Genomic DNA, 6,017 nt, shown 5'->3' on the forward strand with positions numbered 1-6,017 from the left:
AATACCTCAATTATGTTAATTAATAATATTTTACTTTTTTAAATTATATATAATTAATAGCTACTTTTTCTTTTCATGAATATTAATTCAAAATATTTGTATAAAGTTGATTGAAAAATATGCATAAGTGGTAGAACTTTTTCGTGAGTTTCAATGAAACAATGTTCTCTAACCTTTTTTACAACATCATTATCTTTAACATCACCAATCAACAATGGAGAATTCTGATTATGCAACTTCTGATTCCGTTTAACTAGCTTTAAATTCGAATTTGCTACACCATCTACCCAAATACCTATTTAACAGATGATTCCCCGAACTGTAATTTAAACATTGAAAAGTATAGAATTATTTAAAAAATTTTAAATATTTTAAATATTATAATAACAAATCGGATTATATTTAGTTTTTTTAATTTTTTGATGAAATATAATTCATACATTTAGTTGGTGATTTAAATGAATATTAAAAAAGTTGTAGTAGCAGGCGGAGGAGTATTAGGCAGTCAGATTGCTTATCAATCCGCATTCTGTGGATTTGATGTGACCGTTTGGTTAAGAAGTGAAGGTTCAATTGAAAGAGCCAAACCTAAATTTGAAAGATTGTTGAACATCTATTTAGGCACACTTGAACAAATGAAAACCGATAAAACTGCATACTGTAGAGGATTTAGTAAAAAAACTGACCTAAGCAATGAAGAGATAGATTCTTTAAAAGAGCAAGCTCAAAAAGCATTTGACAGTTTGACATTAACTACAAGTTATGAAGAAGCAGCAAATGATGCTGACCTTGTAATTGAAGCAATTGCAGAAGATCCTAACCAAAAAATCGCATTTTATGAAGAGTTAGCTAAATATCTTCCAGAAAAAACAATTGTTGTGACAAACTCATCCACTTTACTTCCAAGCCAATTTGCAGAATACACCGGAAGACCTGAGAAGTATCTTGCATTCCACTTTGCAAATAACATATGGGCTCAAAACACTGCAGAAGTCATGCCACATCCTGGAACTGAACAAAAATACTTTGATGCCATTGTCCAGTTTGCAGAAGACATTAACATGGTTCCAATTAAAGTCTTAAAAGAACAACCAGGATACGTACTTAATTCATTGCTCGTTCCGTTCTTATCTGCAGGACAAGCATTATGGGCTGAAGAAGTTGCAGAACCAGAAACAATTGATCTGACCTGGAGACTTGCCACAGGTGCACCAAACGGACCATTCCAAATTTTAGATGTTGTAGGTCTTGTAACTGCATATAACATTATTATTATGGATCCTAGGTCCAAAGACCCTGAGACAACCCAAGGCAAAATTGCCCTAAAACTTAAAGAAAAAATAGATGCCGGTGAAACTGGTATCAATGCGAGTAAAGGTTTCTACGAATACTAAATGATTATATCATTTATTTTTTTTTCTTTTTATTTTAGAATCGGTCTAATGATATCAAAATTATAATAATTGGGTTTGAGAATCAATATAACTTGGTTCGGAAACTTCCTTAACAGTTTCACCCTCTTTAACCTCACCTATCAACAATGACGAATCAGGATTATGCAACTTTTGGTTCCTTTTGACCATCTTCATGTTGCTGTTGGCATAACACAATTTAAATTATCTACTACTTTTTAGTTAATTTGTTTCATAGTTTACGAACAAAAAGTTAGATCGGATTGGATGATTTCTCAAGAATAAGCAGGCTTACTTGCTTTGTAACAATAACTTGTATCGACTTTTGAAAAATCCATTTAATAAACAACATTTTGGAAAAAGTAACAAGTAGGATCTTTTGGAATCAAATCTTTCAAGTCCAAAGGAATTAATAATTGCTGGCCAATTTTATCCTCTCTCAAAACTATAAAAAACACAACTAAAAAGTTGATTAACTCTAATAATAGATTATACTTCCCAATATATAAAATTAAAGGATAATAAAATAAGAAAAAATTTTAAACACAAAAATTATGAGTCATCATCTAGTTTAAAAAAAAAGAAAATAAAAAGCATTTATTCGGGAAAAATGCTTTTTGGAGGTTTTTCCAAATCAGTAACATATTTGTTTTCAAGGTTTTCAGGACCTAATGGAGTGTGTGTTGACAGATATACTGTTGGATTATCCTTAATGAATTCACGTATATTGTCCATTGTTTCTCTTGCCTTTTCGATATCCTCAAAAACAACAGATAGCTTATTTGCATACAGAGCTTCATCAGTATATGTAACATCACCATGAATCATGTAATACAAATCGTCATTTTCAACAATGACTATACTGTTGCCTGAAGTGTGTCCTATCGCTTCGATTATGTAAATGTTATCTGCGATTTTTTCAGCTTTTGGGAAGTTTTTGTAAGTATCATTGAATTCAACAGAAACAATATTGTCCCCTTCCAATTCCAATGCTTCAGCTTCGGTTTTTGAAAGGTATACATTTGCATTTGGGAATTTTGCAATTTCACCTGAATGGTCAGGATGCTTATGGGTGATAATGATTTTGGTTACATCATCAACATCATATCCCAATTTTTCAAATGCAGTTAAATAATCTGATATTTTTACACCATTATAAATCATCAGGCTTTCATCAAATTCCTGTTCAGGCATTTCCTCAGGAATACCTGTGTCAACAAGAATCACTTCATCTCCAGTGTCGATTAAGTAATTTTGAATGCTTGCACGATATTTGATGTCTTCATCAAATGCATCCATTCCATCTTCTCCGCCAAAAGCAAATGTTTGTTTCATGAATCCGTTTTCAAAAGTTTTTACTGGTTTAATTTCCATTATGTCACATCCTAAAAAATGTTATTCTGCTGTTGGACCGTTGATTAATAATTGAGTCAAGTAGTTTTCTTTTCCAAGCATTTTGCATAAATCCAGCTGCTGTTCGCTCCAGTACATGTCATCCTCTTCATCCTTGAGATATACCTTCATCAAATCATATGTGGTTGCATCAAAGATTCCGGAGTCCATTAATTCATTTATGAATGCGATTCCTTCAACAGAGACATTGTAATCATATTCTATGAATTCTACGATATCAGTGAAAACTGGTTTTGCTTCCTGTGCTTCCTGCTTGATTTCACCGCCGAGGTCAAGTATACGGTCCATGAACTGTTCTACAAAGTCTATTTCTTCAGTTGCATGTGTAGTGTATTTATCACCCAATGCCTGAAATCCTAATCCTGCAAAGATTTTTGATTGGATTCTGTGCTGAAATGAATTTGCAGACAAACCTGTTACAATAGCTTGTAATGCTTCAATTGTCTTTTCTTTATCGGCCATAATTTCACCTTAACAAAAATTCTACTTAAGAGTCTTAAGTATATATTTTAATCTGACTTTCTATCAATATAAATTTAATCAATATTCAGCTGCCCTTTCACAATAGTCATGAATCATTTCCCTGAATTTATCCTTATCTTCAGCAGAATAATCCTTAAATAATTTAGATTCAAATTCAACAATAAGATTCAGCAATGAATTGAAAGCTGATTCACCCTTATCAGTTAAACTAAGAATCTTTTTGCCACTGTTGTCTTTTACAACATCACGTTTTACATAACCATTCTTCTCAAGCCTTTTAATTATCTGAGCAACATTCGATTCTGAAACGAAAAGCAGGTCAGCCAGCTCCCTTTGGGAGAGGTCTTCATGATAATAAATATTGGACAGATAAGTGAAATCCCTGGGGGCAATGTCATTGAAGTTATCCTTTAAAAAGTTATCATGAATAAGATTGATGTAATTGATAAAATAAAAAACAGGCATTTCATCCAATCGGGCTTCGTCAAAATTTAAATCAACCATACACAATACCTCCTTTCATTAATTAATATATTGTCCATTCAAATTTATAAGAATATCACTTCAAATGAAATTAAAAAAAAATAAATTCATTCTATGAAGGAATCTATTGATTCGATTACCTCACTTTTCTTTTCCAAATATGCAATATGGCCTGCACCTTCAATTATTTCCAGTTGCGAAGTTGGAAGCATTTCATGAACCTTAATTGACTCTTCGGGAGGGTTTATTCCATCATATTCACCAACCAAAATCAAAACAGGTATCTGGACTTTTTTGGCATCACTTACCATATCGTAATGGCTCAGAGACGCATAGACATTTTTTCGCTCATCATTTGTAAGTTCAACTTCACTTCTGTTTCCATTATAGAAGTTGGCCACATCTTCCGGCGTGGTATCAGGTGCATATACCCTTCTTGAAATCAGTTTGCCCATTTCCTTTAAGTCAATGTTGCCGTTGCCGTTGTTTTCCTCTGCCGCCTTTTGCATAAGTGAGATTTCACCCTGACCCCGTGTTCCTAAAAGAATTATTTTTGAAAGAATTGTAGGATACTTTTCGGCAGTTTTAAGAGCGATATAAGATCCCATTGACAATCCTATGACAATAGGCTTGTCAAGATTCAATTCATTTATGATTTCCTTTAAATCATCTGCATAGTCATCCAAATCAAATTTTTCAGGTTTATCGCTTTTTCCATGGCCTCTGACATCATAAGAGATTACATGATAGGATTTCCTATAATAGTCAAACAAGGGGTTCATGATTTCCTTGCTCGCAAAGATTCCATGAATCAAAATCATGTCCGGACCGGTTCCTGCCTGCTTTAATGAAATGTTAATGCCGTTGACGCTTATTGTTGACTCCACTTTTTGGCCTCCTTGTTAATATATTAAAAATTCCCCTATAAAAATAACCATACTGCCACTTGACAAATTCATCAATAGAAAATAGCATATAGTCATATTCAAGAAATAATTACTCAACACTTATTCAAGGGGAAGTATTATGAAAGCAACAGTATTACTTGAAGAAATTAGGGAAAATCTTAAGGATTATCCTATCGAATATCTGAGAAACAAAGTCACAGACGATAGATACAAAGACCCAATAACTAAAAGTTTGGCAAAATACAATTCAGAAGCATGGGATGAGATATTTGCCTTAAACATCACAGAGGATTATGACATTAAAGACGGAGTAGTTGAAAATCTCAAAAAGGATACCGATTACTATTTTGACACTTACGCCGGAGGAGATGAAGAAACAAGAGAATTTACAAAATACATATCTCTTTATTTGGCTTTAATCGCTAAAAGACCACTGCATCCTGTTGGAGACAATCCTACAAAGGACCAGGTATTTATGCAGAATAATGAATACAAATGCAAATCCAGAATAATGAGCATTAAAGAGAAAAATTCAATGTGCCGCTACTGCGTATGTAAAAATGTCGGTTTAGCATTCGGATTTTAATAATAGGGAGCATCATAATGTCAAACGAATATCTGGAGATGTATGATGAATTTGCAAGCATCATATCAGATGACGAAACCATTACCGGCAATTGTGTTTTAGAGATTCTGAAAAAATATTCATCAAGCATTTCCGTTTTTGACATGATGGAGTTTACATCACAGGTTATTGAAGAAAACAAATATGTTCAGGAAAGCTATAGGCAGGACAGTCAAAAATCATACATCGAATCCTTTTTATTTAGAATTAAAGACATTCTCAATGACAATAATGATTACATTCAAAACATTGATGGGGAATCATTTGGCGAAGCTATTGAAATTCTAAAAACCCACCATGAAACCGGAACTCAAGGCAAAAAAACCAAAGTTCCTCTGATTTTTGAAATAGCTTCATTATATGCAACATTCATTTTAGAGGAACCAATACATCCTGTAGGCACCCCGTTTCCAGGATCACTGAAAGTTGAAAAGGAAAACGGAGAATTTTTGTGCCCGGTAAAGGAAGCAAACATCGATACACCAAATGCCGTTTGCAACATTTGTCTAGCAGAACAGCTGGACTTCTAAACCAAACTGATTAGTATTTTAAAAAAAATATTTAAGTACAATAATCCAAATATCATATCAAAAAACTTAAGTATCTTAAGTCATAGTGGTAATCAAAAGGTGATTGCGGCATGGACAAAATGCAAATTATTAAAACTAGAAAAAGCGTAAGAACATTTGACGG

At 33.1% G+C, this 6,017-nt stretch carries 7 protein-coding genes; 3 read left to right on the forward strand and 4 right to left on the reverse strand.

Translation table 11 applies throughout. The features are described 5' to 3' along the window. The first annotated feature begins 458 nt into the window (after positions 1–458). A complete protein-coding gene (locus ACKI2W_RS06480; protein ID WP_298523748.1) occupies positions 459–1,394 on the forward strand; it encodes a 3-hydroxyacyl-CoA dehydrogenase in 936 nt (311 codons plus the stop codon). Between the two features lie 615 nt (positions 1,395–2,009). Here the strand turns inward: ACKI2W_RS06480 and ACKI2W_RS06485 are convergent. From ACKI2W_RS06485 to ACKI2W_RS06500, 4 genes are all read right to left on the reverse strand, one after another. Continuing rightward, positions 2,010–2,786, reverse strand: a complete 777-nt coding sequence (locus tag ACKI2W_RS06485; protein ID WP_407380406.1) for an MBL fold metallo-hydrolase — start codon at positions 2,784–2,786, stop codon at positions 2,010–2,012. 21 nt (positions 2,787–2,807) lie between these two features. Then, the gene (locus tag ACKI2W_RS06490) at positions 2,808–3,287 is read right to left on the reverse strand and encodes a bacterioferritin (RefSeq protein WP_292753520.1); all 480 of its coding nucleotides are present in this window, start codon (positions 3,285–3,287) and stop codon (positions 2,808–2,810) included. 78 nt (positions 3,288–3,365) lie between these two features. Continuing rightward, positions 3,366–3,812, reverse strand: a complete 447-nt coding sequence (locus ACKI2W_RS06495) for a MarR family winged helix-turn-helix transcriptional regulator (RefSeq protein ID WP_298502991.1) — start codon at positions 3,810–3,812, stop codon at positions 3,366–3,368. A gap of 86 nt (positions 3,813–3,898) precedes the next feature. Continuing rightward, a complete protein-coding gene (locus tag ACKI2W_RS06500) occupies positions 3,899–4,678 on the reverse strand; it encodes an alpha/beta fold hydrolase (RefSeq protein WP_407380408.1) in 780 nt (259 codons plus the stop codon). A 139-nt stretch (positions 4,679–4,817) separates the two neighbouring features. Here ACKI2W_RS06500 and ACKI2W_RS06505 point away from each other — a divergent pair, with 139 nt between their 5' ends. Together ACKI2W_RS06505 and ACKI2W_RS06510 are read left to right on the forward strand one after the other, a co-directional pair. Continuing rightward, a complete protein-coding gene (locus ACKI2W_RS06505; RefSeq protein WP_407380410.1) occupies positions 4,818–5,285 on the forward strand; it encodes a DUF2115 family protein in 468 nt (155 codons plus the stop codon). A gap of 17 nt (positions 5,286–5,302) precedes the next feature. Continuing rightward, a complete protein-coding gene (locus tag ACKI2W_RS06510) occupies positions 5,303–5,854 on the forward strand; it encodes a DUF2115 family protein (protein ID WP_298502999.1) in 552 nt (183 codons plus the stop codon). Positions 5,855–6,017: the final 163 nt, after the last annotated feature.

The sequence above is a fragment of the Methanobrevibacter sp. genome, from assembly GCF_045603845.1.
GTDB lineage: Archaea > Methanobacteriota > Methanobacteria > Methanobacteriales > Methanobacteriaceae > Methanocatella.

What these genes read in the sequence shown, in the direction of transcription:
- ACKI2W_RS06490 (WP_292753520.1), bottom strand. Translation starts at nt 3,287, where the DNA reads ATGGCCGATAAAGAAAAGACAATTGAAGCATTACAAGCTATTGTAACA.
- ACKI2W_RS06505 (WP_407380410.1), top strand. Translation starts at nt 4,818, where the DNA reads ATGAAAGCAACAGTATTACTTGAAGAAATTAGGGAAAATCTTAAGGAT.
- ACKI2W_RS06485 (WP_407380406.1), bottom strand. Translation starts at nt 2,786, where the DNA reads ATGGAAATTAAACCAGTAAAAACTTTTGAAAACGGATTCATGAAACAA.
- ACKI2W_RS06495 (WP_298502991.1), bottom strand. Translation starts at nt 3,812, where the DNA reads ATGGTTGATTTAAATTTTGACGAAGCCCGATTGGATGAAATGCCTGTT.
- ACKI2W_RS06510 (WP_298502999.1), top strand. Translation starts at nt 5,303, where the DNA reads ATGTCAAACGAATATCTGGAGATGTATGATGAATTTGCAAGCATCATA.
- ACKI2W_RS06480 (WP_298523748.1), top strand. Translation starts at nt 459, where the DNA reads ATGAATATTAAAAAAGTTGTAGTAGCAGGCGGAGGAGTATTAGGCAGT.